Annotated in this window: 18 protein-coding genes; 6 read left to right on the top strand and 12 right to left on the bottom strand. The window is 71.0% G+C overall.

The window, feature by feature from the left end:
* Positions 1-194 precede the first annotated feature (194 nt).
* Positions 195-1,046, bottom strand: a complete 852-nt coding sequence (locus tag ACWCO8_RS28505; RefSeq protein WP_451034679.1) for a siderophore-interacting protein — start codon at positions 1,044-1,046, stop codon at positions 195-197.
* 3 nt (positions 1,047-1,049) lie between these two features.
* The gene (locus ACWCO8_RS28500) at positions 1,050-2,102 is read right to left on the bottom strand and encodes an ABC transporter substrate-binding protein (protein WP_362011529.1); all 1,053 of its coding nucleotides are present in this window, start codon (positions 2,100-2,102) and stop codon (positions 1,050-1,052) included.
* A 270-nt stretch (positions 2,103-2,372) separates the two neighbouring features.
* Between ACWCO8_RS28500 and ACWCO8_RS28495 the strand changes: the two genes are divergently transcribed.
* The gene (locus ACWCO8_RS28495) at positions 2,373-3,848 is read left to right on the top strand and encodes a Yip1 family protein (RefSeq protein WP_451034678.1); all 1,476 of its coding nucleotides are present in this window, start codon (positions 2,373-2,375) and stop codon (positions 3,846-3,848) included.
* 95 nt (positions 3,849-3,943) lie between these two features.
* On the opposite strand, the gene ACWCO8_RS28490 is transcribed toward ACWCO8_RS28495, so the two are convergent.
* A complete protein-coding gene (locus tag ACWCO8_RS28490) occupies positions 3,944-4,390 on the bottom strand; it encodes an anthrone oxygenase family protein (RefSeq protein WP_451034677.1) in 447 nt (148 codons plus the stop codon).
* Between the two features lie 91 nt (positions 4,391-4,481).
* On the opposite strand from ACWCO8_RS28490, the gene ACWCO8_RS28485 reads away from it, so the two are divergent.
* The gene (locus tag ACWCO8_RS28485; protein WP_451034676.1) at positions 4,482-5,060 is read left to right on the top strand and encodes a TetR/AcrR family transcriptional regulator; all 579 of its coding nucleotides are present in this window, start codon (positions 4,482-4,484) and stop codon (positions 5,058-5,060) included.
* A gap of 731 nt (positions 5,061-5,791) precedes the next feature.
* Here ACWCO8_RS28485 and ACWCO8_RS28480 read toward each other — a convergent pair.
* Genes ACWCO8_RS28480 through ACWCO8_RS28465 form a run of 4 tightly spaced genes read right to left on the bottom strand, consistent with a single transcriptional unit; the run spans position 5,792 to position 11,569 of the window.
* Positions 5,792-6,955, bottom strand: coding sequence for an acyl-CoA dehydrogenase family protein (locus ACWCO8_RS28480; RefSeq protein WP_451034675.1), 1,164 nt, complete (start codon positions 6,953-6,955; stop codon positions 5,792-5,794).
* Positions 6,956-6,963: 8 nt separating this feature from the next.
* Positions 6,964-7,899: a hydroxymethylglutaryl-CoA lyase gene (locus ACWCO8_RS28475; protein WP_451034674.1), complete on the bottom strand. Its 936-nt coding sequence runs from the start codon at positions 7,897-7,899 to the stop codon at positions 6,964-6,966.
* Positions 7,896-9,947: an ATP-binding protein gene (locus ACWCO8_RS28470; protein WP_451034673.1), complete on the bottom strand. Its 2,052-nt coding sequence runs from the start codon at positions 9,945-9,947 to the stop codon at positions 7,896-7,898. Before ACWCO8_RS28470 ends, ACWCO8_RS28475 begins: the two co-directional genes overlap by 4 nt.
* A gap of 14 nt (positions 9,948-9,961) precedes the next feature.
* Entirely contained in the window at positions 9,962-11,569 is a 1,608-nt protein-coding gene (locus tag ACWCO8_RS28465) for a carboxyl transferase domain-containing protein (protein ID WP_362011513.1), read from the bottom strand.
* Positions 11,570-11,656: 87 nt separating this feature from the next.
* Here ACWCO8_RS28465 and ACWCO8_RS28460 point away from each other — a divergent pair, with 87 nt between their 5' ends.
* Both ACWCO8_RS28460 and ACWCO8_RS28455 read left to right on the top strand, forming a co-directional pair.
* Positions 11,657-12,244 (top strand): SACE_7040 family transcriptional regulator, encoded by a 588-nt coding sequence (locus tag ACWCO8_RS28460; protein ID WP_362011510.1) that lies wholly within the window; start codon positions 11,657-11,659, stop codon positions 12,242-12,244.
* A 74-nt stretch (positions 12,245-12,318) separates the two neighbouring features.
* Complete coding sequence (locus ACWCO8_RS28455; protein WP_451034672.1) at positions 12,319-13,098, top strand: phosphatase; 780 nt, start codon at positions 12,319-12,321, stop codon at positions 13,096-13,098.
* On the opposite strand, the gene ACWCO8_RS28450 is transcribed toward ACWCO8_RS28455, so the two are convergent.
* The 4 genes from ACWCO8_RS28450 to ACWCO8_RS28435 all read right to left on the bottom strand — a co-directional run bounded on the left by ACWCO8_RS28450 (position 13,068) and on the right by ACWCO8_RS28435 (position 17,437).
* A complete protein-coding gene (locus ACWCO8_RS28450; protein ID WP_451034671.1) occupies positions 13,068-14,093 on the bottom strand; it encodes a cation diffusion facilitator family transporter in 1,026 nt (341 codons plus the stop codon). The genes ACWCO8_RS28455 and ACWCO8_RS28450 overlap by 31 nt on opposite strands.
* 23 nt (positions 14,094-14,116) lie before the next feature.
* Positions 14,117-14,977, bottom strand: a complete 861-nt coding sequence (tesB, locus tag ACWCO8_RS28445; protein WP_451034670.1) for an acyl-CoA thioesterase II — start codon at positions 14,975-14,977, stop codon at positions 14,117-14,119.
* Complete coding sequence (locus ACWCO8_RS28440) at positions 14,978-16,135, bottom strand: acyl-CoA dehydrogenase family protein (RefSeq protein ID WP_451034669.1); 1,158 nt, start codon at positions 16,133-16,135, stop codon at positions 14,978-14,980.
* Positions 16,136-16,255: 120 nt separating this feature from the next.
* Entirely contained in the window at positions 16,256-17,437 is a 1,182-nt protein-coding gene (locus ACWCO8_RS28435; protein WP_451034668.1) for a helix-turn-helix domain-containing protein, read from the bottom strand.
* A gap of 164 nt (positions 17,438-17,601) precedes the next feature.
* Here ACWCO8_RS28435 and ACWCO8_RS28430 point away from each other — a divergent pair, with 164 nt between their 5' ends.
* Positions 17,602-18,210, top strand: a complete 609-nt coding sequence (locus ACWCO8_RS28430) for a hypothetical protein (RefSeq protein WP_451034667.1) — start codon at positions 17,602-17,604, stop codon at positions 18,208-18,210.
* A 7-nt stretch (positions 18,211-18,217) separates the two neighbouring features.
* On the opposite strand, the gene ACWCO8_RS28425 is transcribed toward ACWCO8_RS28430, so the two are convergent.
* Positions 18,218-19,741 (bottom strand): PucR family transcriptional regulator, encoded by a 1,524-nt coding sequence (locus ACWCO8_RS28425; protein ID WP_451034666.1) that lies wholly within the window; start codon positions 19,739-19,741, stop codon positions 18,218-18,220.
* A 190-nt stretch (positions 19,742-19,931) separates the two neighbouring features.
* Between ACWCO8_RS28425 and ACWCO8_RS28420 the strand changes: the two genes are divergently transcribed.
* Entirely contained in the window at positions 19,932-21,446 is a 1,515-nt protein-coding gene (locus ACWCO8_RS28420; RefSeq protein WP_451034665.1) for a sodium:solute symporter, read from the top strand.
* Positions 21,447-21,485: the final 39 nt, after the last annotated feature.

The following is a 21,485-nucleotide window of genomic DNA, read 5'->3' as shown; positions in this document are numbered from 1 at the left end:
AGGGGGAGGGGGTGAGGCGTGAGGGGGTGAGGCATGAGGGGGTGAGGCATGAGGGGGTGAGTGCGCGCCAAGGGTGGCGATGCGTAAGTGAGGTTAGCCTAACCTAACTTTGCCACGCAAAGGACCCCCCACCCGTGAGGGGTGAGGGGTCCTTTGCGTCGCGGGGGAGGGCGCACGGGCCCTCTATGGATCCTCTACTGGTCGTCTTCCTGCGGCGACTCGCGCAGGGCGTCCTCGGACAGCCCCTTGCGCCAGTAACCGACGAACGTCACACGCCTGCGGTCGAGTTCACGATCGCGTACGAAGTGACGGCGCAGCTCCTTCACCGAACCGGACTCGCCCGCGATCCACACGTACGGTGCGTCACCCGGCAGTTCGGCGGCGCGCACCGCGGCCACGGCGGAGGGTGCGCCCTCCTCCCGTACGAGCCAGGTGACGGTGGCCTCGGCCCGGGTGGTGAGCTCGATCCGGTCGCCGGAGAACGGCACTTCGAGATAGACCTGCGCCCGGGTCCCGGCCGGCAGCCACTCCAGGATCGCCGCGGCGGCCGGTAGGGCCGTCTCGTCGGCCCAGAGGAGTACGGAGTCGGCGTCGTCCGGAAGCTGGAAGCGGACGGCGGTGTTCTCGGCGACCGCCGGGCCGAGGACGACCACCCGGTCGCCGGGCTTGGCGCCCTGCGCCCAACGGCAGGCGGGCCCGCCGTCCTCGTGGAGCGCGAAGTCGATGTCGACCTCGTTCGGCCCGTCGGGCTCGGTGCGCTGCTCCCGGACGGTGTACGAGCGCATCACGGCCCGCTCGTCGTCCGGCATCGCGCGCCAGGCGCCCAGGATCGCGTACATGTCCGGGTCGTCCAACGGCGGCAGGACGGGGGCCTCCTGGCCGGGGTGCGGCAGGAAGAGGGAGAGCGACTGGTCGCGCCCCCCGGAGGCGAAGGACTTGAGGTCCTCACCGGTGAAGGTCACGCGGACCAGGGACGGGCCGAGCCGCCTCGTCCGGTCGACCTGGAGGGAGAAGAACTGGAACGGGGCGGTCTCGGCGTTCGCCATGGGTCAGGACACCTTCTTGGCGTTCTCGAGGGCCTTGGCCAGGTCCTCCAGGATCGGGGCGCACTTGGCGTACGAGTAGATCGGCTCGGTCACGCGCGGAATGACCTGGCCGGCCTTGACGGCGGGCAGCGCGGCCCAGGTCGGCTTGGCCTTGAGCGCCTCGGGCTGGAGGGCGGAGGTGCGGTTGTCGAGCATGATGATGTCGGCCTGGTACTTGCCGACGTTCTCCCAGCTCAGCCCCTCGAACCAGCCGCCCTGGTCCAGCTTGTCGGGCGTGACGAGGGTGACGCCCAGCTCCTTGAAGTAGAGCGTGTCGGTCGGCCGGACCGGGGTGGAGACGTAGAACAGGTCGGGGGAGCCGGAGCCGATCAGGACCTTGATGTCCTTCTTGCCCTTGGCGGCCTGGCGGACGCGCTCGGCGGCGGCCTCGAAGCGGGCCTTGTCGTCCTTGAGCTTCTGCGTCTTCACGTCGGCGCCGAGGGAGGCGGCGAGGTCGACGTGGCGCTGGAGCACGGCCGGCATGGACTTGTCCGAGGCCCAGAGCGCGACGCTCGGGGCGATCTTGAGGATCTTGTCCTTCTGCTCGGCCGGGACGTACCAGAGGTCGTTCTTCTCCCACATGTCGGTGATGAGGAGGTCCGGGTTGAGCTTGAGGTACTCCTCGATCTTGAACTCGCCCCAGACGTTGCCGATGACGGTGACCTTGGCGATGTCGAGGTCGCCGGCCTGGACGTCCGGCTTCTTGGCCTTGGTCTTCGGGTCCTCGACGTAGGTCGGGCCGAAGACGCCCTTGACCTCGATGCCGAAGTCCTTGAGGGCGGCGGCCATGCCGGTGAAGGCGACGATGTTCTTCGGGGTCGCCTTCGCCTCGACGGCGGTGCCGCGGTCGTCGGTGAACTTCCACGGCCCGGCCTTCTCGGAGGCCCCGGCGGCGCTGCCGCCACCGTTCTCGGTCTTGGTCCCACAGGCGGCGAGCGCGGCGCCGAGCCCGAGGGCGCCGCCGGCGGCGAGCAGGCCGCGACGGGTGAGGGAGGTGGCTCGGGCGTTGCTGGGCATGGCGGAGTCACTTTCGGTACGTGCCGGGGACGGCCTGGGCAAGTCGAAGGTAGGTTAGCCTAACCTCACGTTGATCTGGAGGGGCGGGGCTGGGGCGCACGTCACATGCTCAGGGCATATGCGGACTTGAGTGGGACCCGGGAAGCCCGATGGTCGACGGGTCGTTCGAAGTTCTGCCCGACAGCGGGGAGTTCCGGTCCGCGCTCCCCGGTTCAGCCGAACGCAGCAGCTCAGCGCGCGTATCGCGGGCGGGTCACCCAGTCTGATCCCATGGGCATACGACCGTGGGTGGTCGTGGAGCCACCCGACAAGCGAGGTCTGCGCCGGATCACCATCCAAGGCAAGAGGGTGGGCAGCGCATGGTCCCTCCGGGAACTGCGGAAGGTGCTCCGTCGCCTCGGCTACCCCGACGACGTGGACGTGGACGACCGTTCGTGTGTCTACTGGCGCGGCGGCGACAGCAGCGTCTGGCCCGACGGCAGAGGCTGGAGGCGGCATCTGGTCATCGCCTTGATGCTCGTGGGCCTGCTCGGTTCGCTGGCTCTGCACGCCGTCATCGGATGGGCGGACGCCTTGGGGGCGTTGACCTTCGCCCAGCGCCTGGTGGGCGTGCTGTTCCTGCTGGCCGCCACCGTTCAGGGCGTCGCGGTGCCCGCGGTCGTCGACTACTGGGGCCGTCGCCAGGTCAAGCTCTCCGGAGCGCTGATCCTGCTGGCCGTACTCGCGACGCTGGCCACCACGAGCCTCCTTCTCTTCCTGTGGCTGCAGGAACGAGAATTCGTACCCCAGCTCCTGGCGTTCCTTTCCTTGTGGATCTGGTCTCTGTGGGCTCTCGGCGTCCTCGTTCGCCACAAGGTCTGGAGAGGCATTCCGCACCCGAGGAAGTTCGCAGCCGGGGTCACGGTCACGGCCGTCCTGACCGGCGTCAGCCTCGGTTACTCGATCCTCTATCAGCCCATCGCCGCCCCCATGCACTTCATCCTGAGGGCGGAATTCGGCACGCCGCGGACGGATGCGAACTCTCCCTACATCCACATCCCTCTCAAGATGTACGTGAAGAACACCGGAGGGATTCCCGTCTATATCGTGGTCGACGACTACACGGTCAACGGAAATCTCGCCGACTTCTCAGACGGAGGTCAAGGGATGGATGAATGGCAGGAGGCTTCCGACGGTGATTGGGCGCGGGATGCGGAAGTCTACGAGAGTAATGTCAACTACGAGATTATTGCTTCAGGCCAGTTCAGAGGTCCAGGTGAAGCGCTCGATGCCGGGCAGGAGTATCAGATAGAAGAGGTGATCACTCTCCCCAAGGACACCGACTACGAGACACTGGAAGCTGTTCTCCAGTTCACCTACGTGAGGCAGGATCGGGGAAAGCTTGACGATGACTTCTTCCTCCCCGTTCCATCGTGGCTGCCAGAGTCGGGAAAGTACTTCTGCCCGCCCGATGAATGCCCCCGACGGGTCATACATCACGGCAAGGTGCGATACAACGACAATTTGATCAACGTGACCCGGAAGCCGCGCTATGTCGCGGCCTTCTGGTCACCGGAGATGGGGCCGGAGGCCTACATCTCCTCATTCAACTTCGAAAAAGAGAGGAGCGATCAACCCTTCTACGACATATATGACGGAATGGATCCCAACGAAATAAGCAGGGAGGCCGAGAGATACGGCCTCGGCTATGGCTGGGTGAACTCGGAGGTCTCCGTCAAGGGACTGCTCAAGCAGGCCGAACCCTGACAGCTTCCGCCGTCGGGTGCCACCCGCCAAGCCGCCACCCCCGGCAACCGGGGGTGGCGGCTTGGCGGGTGGGGGCGCGGCGTCGGCCCGCCGGCTCAGGTGAGAGCGGTGGCCAGGAGGGTGAAGGCGGCGATGATGACGGCGACGCGGACGTAGTGGTAGCGGTCCCAGCGGTTCTTCTGCTCCTTCCAGTCCTCGGGGCGGTTGTCGGGGGTCCACGTCTTGCTCCGGTTGTTGATCGGGACGAGCAGCAGGACCGACATGATCACGCTGACTATCAGCAGCGCGCCGGCGGTGACGAGGAGTCCGGCGCCGTCCTGGTCCCATCCGGTGATGGCCAGGATCGCGACCAGGACGAGCGAGCTGATGTACCAGACCGGCATCACGGCGCCGAGCATCCGGCCCCCGTGCGCGCGGCCGAGTACGCCGCTCTCCTCCGGGAGCGCGTTGAGGATCCGGTTGATGACGAAGGCGACGGAGAACTCCACCCCCACCATCAGGCCGACGACCACGGTGGTGAAGACCTCGAGTGCGTTGAGCATGGGGACCCCTCCTGGGATCTAGCGCCGCTAGATGATGAGGCAACGCTAGCGCTACTGCCGCTCGATTGTCTAGCGGTGCTAGAATCGAGTCATGTCGGTACAGGAACGCAAGCAGCGCGAACGGGCGGACCGTGAGCGACTCATCGTGGCGACGGCCCGCGAACTCGCCGAGGATCAGGGCTGGGACGCGGTCACCACCCGCCGGCTGGCCGAGGCCATCGAGTACAGCCAGCCCGTCCTCTACAGCCATTTCCGCGGCAAGCGCGAGATCATCGGCGCCGTCGCCCTCCAGGGCGCCGCCGAGATGGCCGTGGCGCTCCGGGCCGCAACCTCAGCCGCGGACGGCCCTCGCGCCCGCGTCACCGCCCTCGCCCGCGCCTACCTCGACTTCGCCGAGCGCAACCCGGCGGTCTACGACGCCATGTTCCAACTCGACGGCGGCCTGGCGTTCGCACACGAGGACACCCCGGCCCCACTGAAGGACGCCTTCGCCGCCCTCCTGGAGAGCCTCGCGGGGGTCGCCGGCGACGGCGTCCACCCGGGCCTGTTCACCGAGGTGTTCTGGGCATCACTGCACGGGATGGCAACCCTGACCAGAGCGCGCCGCCTACCCCCGGAGGACACCGAGCGGCGAATGGAGCTGTTGGTGGACCGGCTGGCCCTACTCTGAACTCTGACAGCGCCTCAAGCGCGCACGTTTGCCCCCGAACTCGCCCCCGCATAGCCCACACACCCGGCAACTGCCGCCGTCCGTGTGCGGCTATGCGGAGTTCGCTGCACTTAGGTACCAACAAGTGGCTCCCGCACGGGATTTGGGACCCACCGGGAGCAATCAGACGGGCATGAAGCCCAGCCGGACACCTGCCGTCAGTCGCTGAGCCGGTGCCGTCACCGCCCCATTCCACTGCCGCGCACCCAGAGCCGACCGCCACCAACTCCCCCACCCCCGCCACAAACCGAGCCCCCACCCACCTGGCGCGAGACACCCTGCCGACCGGAGCGATACCCGGCCCCCCACCCACCGGACGCAAGGGACCCACCCCGCCCGGCCAATCCCCAAGCCCCCACCCCCCGGGCCGCAGGCGGCCCCGCGACCGGAGCGATCCCGCCCCTCCCCGTGGCCACGCCCCCGGGGCGCCCTCCGAGAGTGTTTTCGCGCCTGGAGGCGTCGGGTCAAGGGTGGCCGTAGGCCATCGCGGAGCGACGCGACCGGAGGGAGCGCCCTTGATGCGGCGGTGGAAGGTGCGACTCTCGGAGAGAGGGCGGCCCCACCAGAGGCTCACCGGCGCCAGGGCCTCGACCCGCTCGGAAGCCCGAGGCAGTCAAGGCCCCCAACGGCAACGCCCGCCACCCCAAGTGGGGCGACGGGCGTTCCTCGCGTAAGGAGGAAGGCGGCACCGATCACGCAGCCGACAGCCCCAACTCCCGCGCGATCAGCATCCGCTGCACCTCGCTCGTGCCCTCGCCGATTTCCAGGATCTTGGAGTCGCGCCACATGCGGGCGACCGGGTACTCGTTCATGAAGCCGTAGCCGCCGTGGATCTGGGTGGCCTCGCGGGCGTTGTCGACCGCGACCGTGGAGGAGTACAGCTTCGCGATCGCCGCCTCCTTCTTGAACGGCTCCCCGGCGACCAGCCGGGACGCCGCGTCGCGCCAGCCGATCCGGGCCATGTGCGCCCGCATCTCCATGTCCGCGATCTTGAACTGGATGGCCTGGTTGTCGCCGATCGGGCGGCCGAAGGCGTGACGTTCCTTCGCGTACTTCACGGACTCGTCCACACAGCCCTGGGCGAGCCCGGTCGCGAGCGCCGAGATCGCGATCCGGCCCTCGTCGAGGATGCGGAGGAACTGCGCGTACCCACGCCCCTCCTCACCGAGCAGGTTCGCGGCGGGCACGCGGACGTTGTCGAAGGACAGCTCGCGCGTGTCCGAGGCGTTCCAGCCGACCTTGGAGTACGGGGCGGCGACGGTGAAGCCCGGGGTGCCGGACGGGACGATGATCGAGGAGATCAGCGGGCGGCCGTCGGCCTTCCGGCCGGTCACGGCAGTCACGGTCACCAGGCCCGTGATGTCCGTACCGGAGTTGGTGATGAAGCACTTGGAGCCGTTGATGACCCAGTCGTCGCCGTCGCGGACGGCCGTCGTCCGGGTCCCGCCCGCGTCCGAGCCCGCACCCGGCTCCGTGAGGCCGAACGCGCCCAGGATCTCGCCGCTGCACATCCGCGGCAGCCACTCCTGCTTCTGCTCCTCCGTGCCGAAGCGGTAGACCGGCATCGCGCCGAGCGAGACACCCGCCTCCAGGGTGATCGCCACGGACGAGTCCACGCGGGCGAGCTCCTCCAGCGCGATGCCGAGCGCGAGGTAGTCGCCGCCCATGCCGCCGTACTCCTCAGGGAAGGGCAGGCCGAACAGGCCCATGCGGCCCATCTCGCGGACGATCTCGTAAGGGAACTCGTGGCGCTCGTAGTAGTCGCCGATCTTCGGCGCGACGACGTCGTGCGCGAACTCCTCCACGGTGCGGCGGAGTTCCTCGTGCTCTTCGGCGAGCCGGTGGTCGAGGGACATGGGTGACGTCACTCCTTGTGGGAGAGGGCGCGGACGGTACGGGACGGGCTCGGTCGGCCCAGTTGTTCAGCCATCCACGCGCTGGTGGCGGTGAGGGCGGTCAGATCGACACCGGTCTCGATGCCGAGGCCGTCGAGCATCCACACGAGGTCCTCGGTGGCGAGGTTGCCCGTGGCGCTCTTGGCGTAGGGGCAGCCGCCGAGGCCGCCGGCGGAGGCGTCGACGGTGGTGACGCCGTGCTGGAGGGCGGCGAGGGTGTTGGAGAGGGCCTGGCCGTAGGTGTCGTGGAAGTGCACGGCGAGGCGCCGCGTCGGCACCCCGGCCTCGTTCAGGCCGCGCAGGAGCTCGGTGACGTGGCCCGGGGTGGCGACCCCGATCGTGTCGCCGAGGCTCAGCTCGTCGCAGCCCATCTCGGCCAGGGCCTTCGTGACGCGCACGACCTGCTCGACGGGGACCGGGCCCTCCCAGGGGTCGCCGAAGCACATGGAGAGGTAGCCGCGGACGCGGAGACCCTGCTCTATGGCGCGCGTGACGACGGGCTCGAACATGGCGAGGGCCTCGTCGACGGTCCGGTTGAGGTTGGCCTTCGCGAAGGACTCGGTGGCGGAGGCGAAGACGGCGACGTCGCGGGCGCCGAGGGCGAGGGCGCGGTCGAGTCCGCGCTCGTTCGGTACGAGTACGGGAAGCCGGGCCGGCACCCCGCCGAGCATCGGGAACAGCTGCTCGGCGTCGGCGAGTTGGGGAACCCACTTGGGGTGGACGAAGCTGGTCGCCTCCACGGTGGAGAGCCCGGCGGCGGCGAGCCGTCGTACGAACTCGGCCTTGACGTCCGTCGGGACGACGGTCTTCTCGTTCTGGAGCCCGTCGCGGGGGCCGACCTCGTGGATCCGGACTCGGGCGGGGAGCCCGGGGGCGGGCACGCGCATGGGCAGGCCCGTGGTCATGATTCCTCCCTGGGGGTCACCACGGCGAGGATCTGGTCCATGGCGACGGTGGAGCCGGGGGTGACGTCCAGCTCGGTGACGGTGCCGGCGTGCGGGGCGGAGATGACGTGCTCCATCTTCATGGCCTCGACCACGAGCAGGCTCTGCCCGGCTTCGACCTCGTCCCCGACCGCGACCTTGACCACGGTCACGGTGCCGGGCATCGGCGCGGCCAGCGTGTCGGCGCCGCCGTGCCGGGCGCCGCTGAGCGCCGCGGCGACGGGGTCGTGGTCCTGGAGGTGCCAGGAGTCCCCGTCCCGGCCGAGCCAGAGGCCCTCGGGGGAGCGGGCGACGTGGAAGTGGTGGACGACGCCGTCGAGGCGCACGGTCACGTGGTCGGCGGCGGTTTCCCCCACCCCACCCCTTCCCGAAACCCTGCCGGGGGCTTCGGGGGCGCTGCCGAGCGCGACAGCGAACAACCCTCCTGCCCCGGACGCGTCCGCACCCTCACCCAGCACCAGCTCCGCGCCCCCCGCCGTGCCGCGGATGCGGCTCGCGACCGGGTCGTGGCCCGCCGCGCGGAAGTGGCGCGGGGTCCAGGCCGGTTGGCCGCCGAGGCGCCAGGCGGTCGGGGCGTCGAAGGGGTCCGTCCAGCCGGTCGGCCCAGGAGTCGGGGGAAACTGGCGCAGCAGCGCAGCCGCCGCGTACACCTCCGGCGGGACCGACCCTCCGGTCAGGCTCTCCGCGTCGCGCTCCACCAAGCCCGTGTCCAGGTCCCCGCTCACCACCGACTCGTGCGCCAGCAGGCGTCGCAGGAAGCCCGCGTTCGTCGGGACGCCGAGGGTGACCGTGTCCGCGAGGGCCGCGCGGAGGCGGCGGAGGGCTGTCGGGCGGTCCGGGGCGTGGACGATGACCTTCGACAGCATCGGGTCGTACAGGCTGCCGACCTCCGTGCCCTCGCTCAGGCCCGAGTCCGTGCGCACCCCGTCGCCCTGCGGCTCCCGCAGGGAGAGGACCGTGCCGCCCGAGGGGAGGAAGCCCCGCGAGGGGTCCTCCGCGCAGATCCGGGCCTCGATCGCCCAGCCGTCCAGGCGGATGTCCGACTGCCCGAAGCCCAGCTTCTCGCCCGCCGCGACCCGCAGCTGCCACTCCACCAGGTCCAGGCCCGTGATGAGCTCCGTCACCGGGTGCTCGACCTGGAGCCGGGTGTTCATCTCCATGAAGTAGTACGAGGACGGGTCGCCGCCCGGCACGATGAACTCCACGGTGCCCGCGCCGACATACCCGCACGAGCGCGCCGCCTCGACCGCCGACTCGCCCATCTCCGACCGGAGTTCGGGAGTCAACAGGACGCTCGGGGCCTCCTCGATGATCTTCTGGTGGCGGCGCTGGAGCGAGCACTCGCGCTCGCCCAGGTGGACCACGTTCCCGTGGGCGTCCGCGAGGACCTGGATCTCGATGTGGCGCGGGCGGTCGATCCACCGCTCCACCAGGAGGGTGTCGTCGCCGAAGGACGACCGCGCCTCGCGGCGCGCCGCCGCGATCTCGTCCGTGAGCACCGACAGGTCGCGCACCAGGCGCATGCCCTTGCCGCCGCCGCCCGCCGAGGGCTTGAGGAGGACCGGGGCGCCCAGCTCGCGTGCGGCCGACTCCAGTTCGGGATCGGCGGCGCCCGGGACCACCGGGACCCCTGCCGCCTTCACCGTCTCCTTCGCGCGGATCTTGTCGCCCATCAGCGAGATCGCCGAGGCCGGCGGGCCGATGAACGTCAGGCCCGCCTCCTCGCACGCCTTCGCGAAGCCCGCGTTCTCCGCCAGGAAGCCGTACCCCGGGTGGACCGCCTGCGCGCCCGTGCGACGGGCCGCTTCGAGCAGGGCCGGTACCGACAGGTACGACTCCGAGGCCGGCGGCGGGCCGATCCGTACCGCCGTGTCCGCCTCCCGGACGTGCCGTGCCTCCGCGTCCGCGTCGCTGTACACCGCGACCGAGCGGACGCCGAGCGCCCGCAGTGTGCGGATGACGCGGACCGCGATCTCGCCCCGGTTGGCCACAAGGACTGTGTCGAACATCTGCTGGGGTCCCCTCACATCCGGAAGACGCCGAACTGGGGGTCACCCAGCGGCGCGTTGGCGCAGGCCGTCAGGGCGAGGCCCACCACCTGGCGGGTCTCCATCGGGTCGATGACCCCGTCGTCCCAGAGCCTGGCCGTCGCGTAGTAGGCGTTGCCCTGGGTCTCGTACTGCGCGCGGATCGGGGCCTTGAAGGCTTCCTCGTCCTCCGCGCTCCACTCGTCGCCGAGCTGGTCCCGCTTGACGGTCGCGAGGACCGACGCGGCCTGCTCGCCGCCCATGACGGAGATCTTGGCGTTGGGCCACATCCACAGGAAGCGCGGGGAGTACGCCCGGCCGCACATCGAGTAGTTGCCCGCGCCGTACGAGCCGCCGACGACCACCGTCAGCTTCGGCACGCGCGTGGTGGCCACCGCCGTGACCATCTTCGCGCCGTGCTTGGCGATGCCGCCCGCCTCGTAGTCCTTGCCGACCATGAAGCCCGAGATGTTCTGCAGGAACAGCAGCGGGATGCCGCGCTGGTCGCACAGCTCGATGAAGTGCGCGCCCTTCTGGGCGGATTCGGAGAACAGGATGCCGTTGTTGGCGACGATCCCGACCGGGTGGCCGTGGATCCGGGCGAAGCCGGTGACCAGCGTCTGCCCGTACTCGGCCTTGAACTCCTGGAAGCGGGAGGCGTCCACGATCCGCGCGATGACCTCACGGGCGTCGTACGGGGTACGGGAGTCCACCGGCACCGCGCCGTAGAGCCCGGCCGGGTCCACCTTCGGCTCCTCGACCGGCTCCACCGACCAGGGCAGTTCGCCCCGTGCGGGCAGGGTCGCGACGATGTTCCGGACGATCCGGAGCGCGTGCGCGTCGTCCTCGGCGAGGTGGTCGGTGACTCCGGACGTACGGGAGTGCACCTCGCCGCCGCCCAGCTCCTCGGCCGTGACGACCTCGCCGGTCGCCGCCTTCACCAGCGGCGGTCCGCCGAGGAAGATCGTGCCCTGGTTCCGTACGATCACGGCCTCGTCGCTCATCGCCGGGACGTACGCGCCACCGGCCGTGCAGGAGCCGAGGACGGCGGCGATCTGCGGGATGCCGGCTCCGGACATCCGGGCCTGGTTGTAGAAGATCCGGCCGAAGTGCTCCCGGTCGGGGAAGACCTCGTCCTGCATCGGCAGGAACGCGCCGCCCGAGTCCACCAGGTACAGGCAGGGGAGACGATTCTCCAGCGCCACCTCCTGGGCCCGCAGGTGCTTCTTCACCGTCATCGGGTAGTACGTGCCGCCCTTGACGGTCGCGTCGTTGGCGACGATCACGCACTCACGGCCGGAGACCCGGCCGATGCCCGCGATGACCCCGGCGGCCGGGGCCGCGTCGCCGTACATCCCGTTGGCCGCGAGCGGGGCCAGCTCCAGGAACGGGGAACCCGGGTCCAGGAGCGTGTCCACCCGGTCGCGCGGCAGCAGCTTGCCGCGCGCGGTGTGCCGGGCGCGGGCCTTCTCACCGCCGCCGAGCGCGACCGCGGCGAGCTTGGCGCGGAGCGTCGCGGTCAGCTCCTCGTGCGCCGCCTCGTTGGCCTGCCAGGCCGCGGACGCGGGATCCGCCGCGCTCGTCAGCACAGGTGCCTGCTGCATCCCTCGAGCTCCCTTGCTCGGTTAATGAGCGTTAACGTATGTCCTTCAGGTTAACGACCGCTAACGCGGTTGTCTAGAATCATCTGCATGACCACCACCGCCAGGACCGACGCCCCCACGCGACGCGAGCAGATCCTCAAAGAGGCCGCTCGCCTCTTCGCCGAGCGCGGCTTCCACGGCGTGGGCGTCGACGAGATAGGAGCCGCGGTCGGCATCAGCGGCCCCGGGCTCTACCGCCACTTCCCGGGCAAGGACGCGATGCTCGCGGAGCTGCTCGTCGGCATCAGCGAGCGCCTCCTCGACGGCGGCCTGCTGCGCGTGGGCGACGCCGCAGGCGACCCGCGGGCGCTGCTCGGCGCGCTCATCGACGGACACATCGACTTCGCGCTCGACGACCGGCCCCTGATCACCCTGCACGACCGGGAGCTCGACCGGCTCAAGGACGAGGACCGCAAGCGGGTCCGGCAGCTCCAGCGGCAGTACGTCGAGCTGTGGGTGACGGTCGTACGGGAGCTGTACCCGGCGGCCTCCGAGGGCGAGGCCCGGGCCGCCGTCCACGCCGTCTTCGGGCTCCTGAACTCGACCCCGCACCTCGCCGCCGTCGGCCGCGATTCGATGGAGGAGCTGCTGCGACGCCTCGCGCACGGGGCCTTCGGCGCCCTCGCGGAGGCGTAGCGGGCGGCACGGACTCCGGTCCAGGAGGTGAAACCGGGCGGACGGCCGCCCGGCGGCCCGGCAGAATGAGCATCATGCCGATACTCAGTCGCCCCGCCCTGGTCGAGCACCTCGTGCGGACCCGGATCGCCGGAGACGTCGCCACCCCGCGCGACAACAACCTCTCCCACTACCGCAAGCTCGCCAACGGCGACCGGCACTACTGGCTCGGCCTGGAGCTCGGCGACCGGTGGACCGACGAGCAGGACGTGCTCGCCGTGATGGCCGAGCGGTGCGGGGTGAACGACGACCCCGCCCACCGCGCCGGCCAGGACACCATCGACCCCGAGCTGACCGTCGACGCCCTCGACCGGGCCGCCGCCCGGCTCCGCAAGGCCGCCGCGGGCAAGCAGCGGGTGCTCTTCGCGACCGGCCACCCGGGCGCGCTGATCGACGCCCACAGCCGCGTCGCCGCCGCGCTGCGGGCCCAGGGCTGCGACATCGTACGGATCCCCGGCGGGCTCACCGCCGACGAGGGGTACGTCGTGCAGTTCGCGGACGTCGCCGTCTTCGAGCGGGGCGCGACCCTCTGGCACACCCATTCGCCGGAGCCGATGAACGCGATCCTGGACGGCCTGGAGGCCCTGGGCGAGCCCCGGCCCGACCTCGTCGTCGCCGACCACGGCTGGGCAGGACGCGCCGGCCAGCGCGGGATCGACTCCGTCGGCTACGCCGACTGCAACGACCCCGCCCTCTTCATCGGCGAGGCCGAGGGCACGATGCAGGTCACGATCCCGCTGGACGACCACGTCATCGACCCCCGCTACTACGAGCCCCTCACCGCCTACCTGCTGGACGCGTCCGGCCTGCTCTGATCCGGTCCGCCGCTCCGACCGGGTCCGCCGCTCCGACGCTGCTGGAGGCCCGGTGTCGGGTCCAGGTACACCCGCTTGACGGCCGGAAAGCGCTCACGCAGCTGCTCTTCGGCCTCCTCGCACGCCCACTCGACCTGCTCGGCCGAGGACATGTCACGGAAGTCGACCTTCGCCGCGATCATGACCTCCTCCGGTCCCTGGATCAGCGTCGTCAGGTCCAGTACGTCGATGATGTGCGGGACCGTCAGCAGCTCCTCGCGGATCTCCGCCCGCATCCGCTTCGGCACCGGGCGGCCGATGAGCAGCTCCGCGTTGGAGCGGCCGAGCACCCAGGCCACGTACACCAGCAGGGCGCCGATGAGGATCGAGGCGACGCCGTCCCAGGCGCTGTCGTCGGTGAGCTCGACGCCGAGCAGCCCGCCCGCCGCCAGCATCAGCCCGCACAGGGCGGCCGAGTCCTCCATGACGACGGCCTTGACGGTGGTGTCGGGGGTGCGCCGCAGATAGCGGCCGAAGGGCGCCTTCTTCCGCTCCGCCTCGCCCTTGACCTGACGGACCGCCGTCCGCAGGGAGAAGCTCTCCAGGACGAAGGCGACGCCGAGCACGATGTACGAGACGAGCGGGTCGCCGACCTCCTCGCCGTGGGTGAGGGTGTGGATGCCGTCGTAGACGGAGAAGACCGCGCCGCCGACGAAGGTGGCGACGGCGGCAAGGAGCGCCCAGACGTAGCGTTCCTGCGCGTAGCCGAGGGGATGGTCCTCGTCGGCCGGCTTCTCGCTCCGCCTGAGCGCGGTGAGCAGCATGACCTCGGTGACCGTGTCGGCGACCGAGTGGGCCGCCTCGGAGAGCATCGCGCTCGATCCGCTGATGACGCCGGCGATGGCCTTGGCGGCGGCGATCCCGAGGTTCGCCACCGCCGCCACGATCACGGTGACGGTGCTCTCGCCGTTCCCCGCGTCCTTCTTCGAGCCGTTCCGCGAGTCTTTCTGCGCCATGAATCGGACGGTATGTCCGGTCATCAGCGCGGGACGCGAACGACACCCTCCTGGATGACGGAGATCGCCAACCGCCCGTCCTGCGTGTAGATCCGGGCCTGGCCGAGTCCCCGGCCGCCCGAGGCGGACGGCGACTCCTGGTCGTACAGCAGCCATTCGTCGGCCCGGAACGGCCGGTGGAACCACATCGCGTGGTCCAGCGAGGCCCCCACGACGTCCCCGACCGCCCAGCCGCCCCGCCCGTGGGCGAGCAGCACCGAGTCGAGCAGCGTCATGTCGGAGACGTACGTCGCCAGGCAGACGTGCAGCAGCGGGTCGTCGGCCAGCTTGCCGTTCGTACGGAACCAGACCTGCGAGCGCGGCTCGCGCGGCTCGCCGACCGAACCCCACGGCGGGGTGTCGACGTACCGCAGGTCCACCGCAGCGCGCGCCTCGACGAGCCGCGCGGCGACGTCCGCCGGGAGGTGCCGGGGCAGCATCTCGGCGGCCGTCGGCAGGGACTCCGGGTCCGGCGCGGGCGGCATGTCGTACTGGTGCTCCAGCCCCTCCTCGTACGTCTGGAAGGACGCGGAGAGGTGGAAGATCGGCTGCCCGTGCTGGACGGCGACGACCCGGCGGGTGGTGAAGGACCGGCCGTCGCGGATCCGGTCCACGGTGTAGACGATCGGCGCGCCCGGATCCCCTGCGCGCAGGAAGTACGCGTGCAGGGAGTGGGCGAGCCGGTCTTCGGGGACGGTCCGGCCCGCCGCCACCAGCGCCTGGGCGGCCACCTGGCCGCCGAAGACGCGGGGGACGACGGCGGAACGGGACTGTCCCCGGAAGAAGTTCTGCTCGATCTGCTCCAGGTCGAGCAGATCGAGCAGGGCGTCGAGAGCCTCGGGCACTTACAGACCCATCGACTTCGCGATGATCGACTTCATGATCTCGCTGGTGCCGCCGTAGATGCGGTTGACGCGGTTGTCGGCGTACAGGCGCGCGATCGGGTACTCGTTCATGTAGCCGTAGCCGCCGTGCAGCTGGAGGCAGCGGTCGATGACGCGGTGCGCGACCTCGGTGCAGAAGAGCTTGGCGCTCGCGGCCTCGGCCGGGGTCAGCTCGCCCGCGTCCAGGGCCTCCAGGGCGCGGTCGGCGACGGCCTCGGCCGCGTCCACCTCGGCCTGGCAGGCGGCCAGCTCGAACTTGGTGTTCTGGAAGTGCGCGACCGGCTTGCCGAAGACCGTGCGGTCCGTGACGTACTGCTGGGCGAAGCGGACGGCGGCCTTGGCCTGCGCGTAGGCGCCGAAGGCGATGCCCCAGCGCTCGGAGGCGAGGTTGTGGCCGAGGTAGTAGAAGCCCTTGTTCTCCTCGCCGAGGAGGTCCTCGACCGGCACCTTCACGTCGACGAACGCCAGCTCGGCGGTGTCGGAGGTGCGCAGGCCCAGCTTGTCCAGCTTGCGGCCGATGGAGTAGCCCTCGGACTTGGTGTCCACGGCGAAGAGGGAGATGCCGAAGCGGCGGTCCTCGGCCGTCGGGGCGGACGTACGGGCGCAGACGATCACGCGGTCGGCGTGGACGCCACCGGTGATGAAGGTCTTGGCGCCGTTGAGGACGTAGTGCGTGCCGTCCTCGGAGAGCTTGGCGGTGGTCTTCATGCCCGCGACGTCGGAGCCGGTGCCCGGCTCGGTCATCGCGAGGGCCCACATCTCCTCGCCGGAGACGAACTTCGGCAGGTACTTCTTCTTCTGCTCGTCGTTGGCGAGCATCTTGATGTACGGCAGGGCGAGCAGCACGTGCACGCCGGAGCCGCCGAACTGCACGCCCGCGCGTGAGGTCTCCTCGTAGAGGACGGCCTCGAACTTGTGGGTGTCCAGGCCCGCGCCGCCGAACTCCTCGGGGACGTTGATGCCGAAGATGCCCAGCTCACCGAGCTTGTCGTAGAACTCGCGCGGCGCCTGGCCCGCGGCGAACCACTCGTCGTAGACGGGGACGACCTCGGCCTCGATGAAGGCGCGGATGGTCTCCCGGAACGCCTCGTGGTCCTCGTTGAATACGGTACGGCGCACGGTACGACTCCTCCGGATGTGCGGGCCCATGTATGGCTAAGCGCTTGCTCAGTCAAGTTACCCATCGGTTCTGGCCGCTGTCCAGGGTTGGGGACGCATGGTTGCCCACATCACGTCCGGTCAGGAGCCGGAGGCCTCTTCGCGGATCCAGCGACGGTTCACGTCGTCGTACGCGAACGAAGGCCTGCCGGCGACGGGGGCGGTGCGGAACGGCTGCCCGTCGTCGGTGATCCGGACCGTCCCCGAACGGCCCTCGCTGCTCCACACCAGCTCCAGGTACCAGCGGCAGTCGCAGCCTGCCGTCCGGGCGGTGACGAGCAGCTCCTCCGGGTCCGACGAGGTCACCGCGTACGGGAAGGAGATCGCCGGGAGCGTCCGGCCCTCCTCCCCGGAGGCGTCGTAACCGTCGCGTGCCCGAGCCACCGGCCGCGGCCGGTCCAGATCCAACTCGAAGAGGCGCGGCGTCACCGCCCCGCCGCACCCGTCGCCCATCCGGTACGCCGCCCACGGCAGCGGCGCGCCCCGCTCCACCACCCGCACGTGCAGCGCCTGGAGCACCACCGCCGCCGCGCCCTTCCCCTGCACCGACACCCGCACCAGCGTCTCCCCGCCGTCCACGGCCTCCTGCGCCGCCGCCCAGCCCCGCGCGTCGGCCGCCTCCGGCGGGGGAGGGGGCGTCCGCTCCATGAGGTAGGTGTACGCGCACCCGCCCTTCCAGATGTCCGAGGCGACCGTCCACGTCAGCGGCGCCGGTGGTTCGGCGGCCCGCTCCCGGGTCTTCCCGGGCAGGAGTACGGCTCCGAGCGTCACCGCCCCCACGACCGCCAGCGCCCCGCAGACCACGCCCACCCATCCCCACCGGCGCCTCCGCCGCTCGGACGGGAGGCCCGGCACGCGCGCGTGCACGGGTGCCAGCTCGGACGCAGACGCAGACGCAGACGCAGACGCAGACGCAGACGCAGACGCAGACGCCGGCTCGGGCTCCGGCTCCGGCTTCGGATCGGGGCCGGGCTCGGGCTCCGACTCCGCGCCGAGCTCCGGTACCGCAGGGCGGCGAGCGCGGTCCGCGCGGGTCCAGGCCGCCTCCAGGGCCCGCCGCTCCTCCTCGTCCGCCCCGCACAGCAGGGCGAGGCGGTCGACCACGGCGAACTCCTCGGGGACGGTCGCGCCGGAGCAGTAGCGGTGGAGGGTGGACGCGCTGACGCTCAGGCGCCGCCCCAGCGCCTCGTAACTCCTCCCGTCCTGCGCCTTCATCGCGCGCACGAGCCGAGCGAACTCCTCGACGGCGGCGTCCTTCGGCATTCCATCCCCCTCGACCACGCGTCCCACCCTTCACGTCCTTGCACGTCAGCGGGGGTGGAATGGTTCCGGGACGGATGGTGGGCGCGTCACCGTTGCAGGCGGCGGGCGCCGGGCCCGACGCTGGTCGAGCACTGACCGAACGACCCGACGGGGGATCCACCACCATGAACAAGATCCGCACGGCACTCGCCACCGCCGCCGCTGCCGCCCTGGGCCTCGCGGCCCTCGCCACAGCCCCGGCGCAGGCCGCCACCCAGCCCGCCTTCCTCGCCGCCTCCCAGATGCCGCCGTCGTCGACGCCGTGGACCGCCACCCAGGTCTTCACCGGCGTCCCGGAGAACGGCGGCGTCCTCTGCGCCCCGTACAAGATCCCGGCGCAGAACACCCGCTACCGCGAGTTCACCACCGAGCTCGACACCAACGGCGTCCAGGTCACCACCGTCGCCCGCACCGAGGCCGACGCCGTGAAGCTGGTCGACACCCTCCGCAAGTCCCTCGCCGGCTGCGGGCCCCTGCTGGAGCGTCAGAACCCGGGCCTGAAGGCCGTCAGCGCCGCCCACGGCAAGGTCGCCGTCGAGGAGGGCGCCTGGGTCTACAGCCTGGACACCGCCGACGCGCAGGTCGACAACACGGACATCCACCTCTTCTCCGTCGGCCGCGACGGCCGCACCGTCACCCTCGTCCGCTGGGGGCAGATGGGCGACCTGGCGGACGCCCCGGTGACCGCCTTCAAGACCACCACCCGTACCGCCGTGAACAAGCTCTGGCCCTGACCGAGCGCTAAAGCCGGCCGAGGGCGAACCACAGCTCCATCCGAACGTCCGCGTCGTCCAGGTCCATGGCCAGGAGCGTCGCGCAGCGCGCGATGCGCTGGCGGACGGTGTTGCGGTGGATGTCCAGGGCGACGGCCGTGCGGTCCCAGTTGCCGTGCAGCGAGAGCCAGGTGCGCAGCGTCTCGGTGAGCGGTTCGTGGAGGGGCGCGAGGAGGGTTCGCGCGTACGCCGTCGCCTCCGCCGTGTCCATCAGCCCGCCGAACCCGGCGGGCCGGTGGCGTACGAGGTCCGTACGGGTCGCCTCCGCGCGGCGCAGCGCCCGCGCGGCCTGCGCGTCGCCGACGGCCAGGTCGCCGGCCGCGACGGGGGCGCTGACCCCGAGGGTCCAGCCGGGCTGGGCGGTGACGGGGGAGGAGGCGGGGAGCAGCAGTCGTACGGACACGGGGGTGCCGTCCGGCTCGCTGCTCCCCGCCTCCGCGTCGGCGCGTCCGGGTGCGCCCCCGCCCGCACCGCCCCCACCCGTGCTGCCCGTGCCGCTCCCGCCCGCGTCCACCAGCGCCGTCCCCAGTGCCGCGCCCAGGCTCGGGGCCGCGAACGGGGTGCCGTCGCCGCCCCTGGCGTGGACGACCGTCCAGGGGCCGGGGCCGAGGGGACGTGAAGCCTCCTCGACGTCGGCCCCGAGGAGGAGGCGGACCAAGGACGTGTCGCGGGCGGAGACGTCCGCGCCGCGGTGCGGGGCGGTCAGCAGGGAGAGCAGGACGACGGCGACGCCCGCGATGGTGTGGTCCCCGGGCTCCCGGCTCTCCGTGGCGACCCCGAGGGTCAGCCCGTCGCCGCCGCCCAGCGCGTACGCGGCCAGGCGCAGCCCGTCGCCCTCGCCGCTCGCCGTGGCCGGGCCGCCGGGCCGGTGGCCCACCACGCCCGCCAACTCCATGAGCGCCCGGGACACCGTGCCCGGCAGCTCCCGCCCCGCCGCCGCGTAGGGCGTGCCGTCCGCCGCGTACAGCACCGCCCGCCCGCCGAGCCGGGAGGCGAGCGCCCCCAGGACCGCCGGGACGGGCGCGGGCCGGGCCGCCGCCACCGCGAGCGACTGCTGGGCCTCGGTCACCCGTCGCAGCTCCCGGTGGCGGGCCTCCGCCATCAGCCGCCAGACCGCCCGCGCCACCGCCGTGAACGGCGTCTGCGGCGGCACTTCGAGCAGCGGCAGCCCGTGCCGCTCGCAGGCGGCGACGAGGGCCGCGGGGACGGTGTCGTACACCGGCGCGACACCGAAGCCGAGCGCCGCCGCGCCCGCCGCCACCACCCGCTCGACATAGTGCGCCGGGTCCGGGAGCTGCACGCCCGCGGTCATCAGGAGCTCGCCGCCGAGCAGGTACGGGTACGGGTCGGCCATCTCGGAGGTGTGCACCCAGTGGATGGCGGCGTCGGCCGGTCCCGCCAGGAGCCGCAGCCCGAGGTCCTTCCGGCCGAGCAGCGCGGCCAGCGAGACGGGTGGGGCCGGTGGCGTGGACGTCGGTTCTTGCGCGGCCATCGCTATGGACCTTTCGTACATCGCACCGGATTAACAGTGGATGAAACTTACGCTTCATCGTCGCTTTCCGGCCACCTAGCCTCGTCCCATCCAGCGGCCGCGGGTACGGGCGGATGTCCTCGCGAACAGTCACTGGTTGTCACTCCACCGCACGACACGCCACCGAAACGAACGAGGGAGGGCCCACCCCATGGCCGTCGACTACACAGTGATCGTCCTGTACTTGGCCGGCATGCTCGCGATGGGCTGGTGGGGCATGCGCCGCGCCAAGTCCAAGAGCGAGTTCCTGGTGGCGGGCCGTCGGCTCGGCCCCTGGATGTACTCCGGCACCATGGCCGCCATCGTTCTCGGCGGCGCCTCGACGATCGGTGGTGTGGGCCTCGGCTACAAGTACGGCCTCTCCGGCGCCTGGATGGTCTTCGCCATCGGCCTCGGCCTGCTGGCCCTCTCGATCTTCTTCTCCGCCCGGATCGCCCGGCTGAAGGTCTACACCGTCTCCGAGATGCTCGACCTGCGCTACGGCGGCAAGGCCGGCGTCATCTCGGGCGTGGTCATGTGGGCGTACACGCTGATGCTCGCGGTCACCTCGACCATCGCGTACGCCACGATCTTCGACGTCCTCTTCGACCTGCCCCGCACGGTCGCGATCGTGCTCGGCGGCGCCATCGTCGTCGCGTACTCGACGCTCGGCGGCATGTGGTCCATCACGCTCACCGACATGGTGCAGTTCGTGGTGAAGACCATCGGCGTGCTGATCCTGCTGCTGCCGATCGCCGTCATCAAGGCGGGCGGCTTCGCCGAGATGAAGGCCCAGCTGCCCACCGAGTACTTCGCGCCGCTCGGCATCGGCGGCGAGACGATCTTCACGTACGTCCTGATCTACACCTTCGGCATGCTCATCGGCCAGGACATCTGGCAGCGGGTGTTCACCGCGCGGACCGACAAGGTCGCCAAGTGGGGCGGCACGGTCGCCGGTACGTACTGTCTCGTCTACGCCCTGGCCGGCGCCGTCATCGGTACTGCGGCCAAGGTGCTCTACCCGAACCTGCCCAGCGCCGACGACGCCTTCGCGACGATCGTCAAGGACGAGCTGCCGATGGGCGTGCGGGGCCTGGTCCTCGCCGCCGCGCTCGCCGCGGTGATGTCGACCTCCTCCGGCGCGCTGATCGCCTGCGCCACCGTCGCCAACAACGACATCTGGTCGCGGCTGCGCGGTCTCACGGCCAAGGGCGACGGGGCCGAGGAGCACGACGAGGTGAAGGGGAACCGTCTCTTCATCCTCCTCATGGGCATCGCCACGATCGCCATCGCGATCGCCCTCAACGACGTCGTCCAGGCGCTGACCGTCGCGTACAACCTGCTGGTCGGCGGCCTGCTCGTGCCGATCCTCGGCGGACTGCTGTGGCGCCGGGGCACCGTGCAGGGCGCGCTCGCCGCGGTCACGGTCGGCGGCCTGTCCGTGATTGGCCTGATGTGGGCTTACGGAATCTTGGCAAATGAGCCTGTTTACTATGGTTTGTTGGCCTCGCTCGCCGCATATGTGATCGTTTCCCTGGCGACCCGCCCGACGGACGCCGCCGTGCTCGCCCACTGGCGTGACCGGCTGGCGGGCCGGAACACCCCCGAAACGGACGCCGACACCGGCACCGACGCCGACCCGACGAAGCCGGAGACCGTGCCGGTGTCGTCGCCGGCGACCGGCTGACGGCACCAGACTCCCGGCCGGGGCCCGAGACGACCCTCG

The organism is Streptomyces sp. NPDC001927 (assembly GCF_053594455.1).
The sequence above is the reverse complement of the archived record's forward strand: the minus strand, read 5'-3'. Positions and strand labels throughout refer to the sequence as shown.